The organism is Actinomyces culturomici (genome assembly GCF_900499005.1).
In the GTDB taxonomy this organism is placed as follows: Bacteria; Actinomycetota; Actinomycetes; order Actinomycetales; family Actinomycetaceae; genus Pauljensenia; species Pauljensenia culturomici.
Genome location: NZ_LS991328.1, coordinates 1 through 1,805, shown reverse-complemented (window position 1 = coordinate 1,805; position 1,805 = coordinate 1). Strand labels below are relative to the sequence as shown.

Annotated in this window: 2 protein-coding genes and 3 tRNA genes; 4 read left to right on the top strand and 1 reads right to left on the bottom strand. The window is 65.6% G+C overall.

The annotated features are described in order from the left end of the window. Positions 1-343 precede the first annotated feature (343 nt). Entirely contained in the window at positions 344-847 is a 504-nt protein-coding gene (locus DY157_RS11205; RefSeq protein ID WP_115728722.1) for a YajQ family cyclic di-GMP-binding protein, read from the bottom strand. Positions 848-970: 123 nt separating this feature from the next. Between DY157_RS11205 and DY157_RS11200 the strand changes: the two genes are divergently transcribed. The 4 genes from DY157_RS11200 (at position 971) to rpmG (ending at position 1,542) form a co-directional block, all read left to right on the top strand. Beyond that, a tRNA-Tyr gene (locus DY157_RS11200) sits at positions 971-1,052 on the top strand. A gap of 92 nt (positions 1,053-1,144) precedes the next feature. Next, positions 1,145-1,217: transfer RNA gene (locus DY157_RS11195), tRNA-Thr, on the top strand. Positions 1,218-1,244: 27 nt separating this feature from the next. Next, positions 1,245-1,321: transfer RNA gene (locus DY157_RS11190), tRNA-Met, on the top strand. A 50-nt stretch (positions 1,322-1,371) separates the two neighbouring features. Beyond that, positions 1,372-1,542 (top strand): 50S ribosomal protein L33, encoded by a 171-nt coding sequence (rpmG, locus tag DY157_RS11185; RefSeq protein ID WP_003792256.1) that lies wholly within the window; start codon positions 1,372-1,374, stop codon positions 1,540-1,542. The last annotated feature ends 263 nt before the right edge of the window (positions 1,543-1,805 follow it).

Here is a 1,805-nt window from a genome sequence, read left to right as displayed (position 1 = left end):
TTCCGCCGCCGCCGCAGGCTGGTCATAAGAACCACCCCCCCCAACCGCCCGCTCCCGCCGGCCCAGCTCTCCCATCGAGAGCATCACCTTCGCGCGCCGAGAGCATTACCTTCGCGCGCCGAGAGCATTACCTTTCCTCCGTCGAAGGGCCCGCTGCCCGATCACCATGACCGGGCAGCGGGCCCTTTCGCTGTGAGAAACCCCTCGCCGCGTCCTCGAAAGTCGACCGCAATAGCCGAGAAGGGCGGGGCCGCCGGAGTTCGGATTCCCCGGAGCCCTCGGGGAGGAATCCCGGAGCCCCCGAGGAGGAGTTCCGGAACCCCGCAGGGAGGAGCGCTGAGCCTCAGCGGTAGTTGACGAACTGCAGCGCGACGTCGAGCGCGTCGCCCTTGGGGCCCTTGAGGAGGGCGATGACGGCCTGGAGGTCGTCGCGCGACTTGGAGGAGACGCGGAGCTCGTCGCCCTGGATCTGGGCCTTGACGCCCTTGGGGCCCTCGTCGCGGATGAGCTTGGAGATCTTCTTCGCGGTGTCCTGGGCGATGCCCTCGCGCAGCGGGGCGACGAGCTTGTAGATCTTGCCGGAGGGCTTGGGCTCACGATCCTTGTAGTCGAGGCACTTGAGGGAAAGGCCCCGGCGGATGAGCTTGGTCTGGAGGACGTCGAGGATCGCGAGGACGCGGTCGGCCGAGTTGGCCTCCATCTCGATGGCGTCGCCGGACAGGCGGATGGCGGCGTCGACGCCACGGAAGTCGTAGCGGGTGGAGATCTCCTTGGCGGTCTGGTTGACGGCGTTATCGACCTCCTGGCGGTCGAGTTTCGAGACGATGTCGAACGATGAATCGGCCACGGCGTTCCTTCCTCGAGGCGCGTCCCGGTGGGGCTGCGCGCGTGATGATCCGCACCCCGGAGCCGATTGGCATTGGGGGAGCGTTTCCTGTTATTCTTCCACGGCACCGCGAAAGCGGAGCACGGCGGGGTACCCGAGTGGCCAAAGGGAGCTGACTGTAAATCAGCCGCGGAATGCTTCGGGGGTTCGAATCCCTCCCCCGCCACAGTCTCGGTTCGACCGAGAAGCGCGTGTGAGGTCCTTCTCAGCAGCGCGGATTGCGAAAGCGATCCTGGCTCGATTAGGCTCTTTCGCGTTGCCCCGATAGCTCAGTCGGCAGAGCGTCTCCATGGTAAGGAGAAGGTCAAGGGTTCGATTCCCTTTCGGGGCTCTGGTCGCGGCCTCCCGGTCGCGCCGCGGCGGGGTAGCTCAGCTGGTCAGAGCGCACGACTCATAATCGTGAGGTCGCGGGTTCGAGCCCCGCCCCCGCTACCAATCGAACAGGTCGCGCGCCGACACCACTATTCAGCAAAAGAGGACACACCGTGGCAAGCAAGTCTCAGGATGTTCGCCCCAAGATCACTCTGGCCTGCTCGGAGTGCAAGGAGCGCAACTACATCACGAAGAAGAACCGTCGTAACACGCCGGATCGTCTCGAGCTCGCGAAGTACTGCCCGCGCTGCCACAAGTCGACGGCTCACCGCGAGACCCGCTGAACCAGCGGACCGCGAACCCCCGAAGAGCGATCTTCGGGGGTTTCCCATTTCCGTTTCATTCCGTTCGGCGGTTCTCGGGTCGACGAGGCCGGGGCCGCGCGTCGGCTGCGGGGAGGTAGAAGGGCGGTGGCCCGTGGGGGGGTGCCCCTATGTGGTGTGTCAAGCGGCTGTTGGCAGGTGTGTTGTCGGGTTGGGGTTGTAGAGGGCTCCGTCTCGGATCATGGCGTGGAGTGTGAGGATGCGTCGGTGGGCGAGGGCGATGA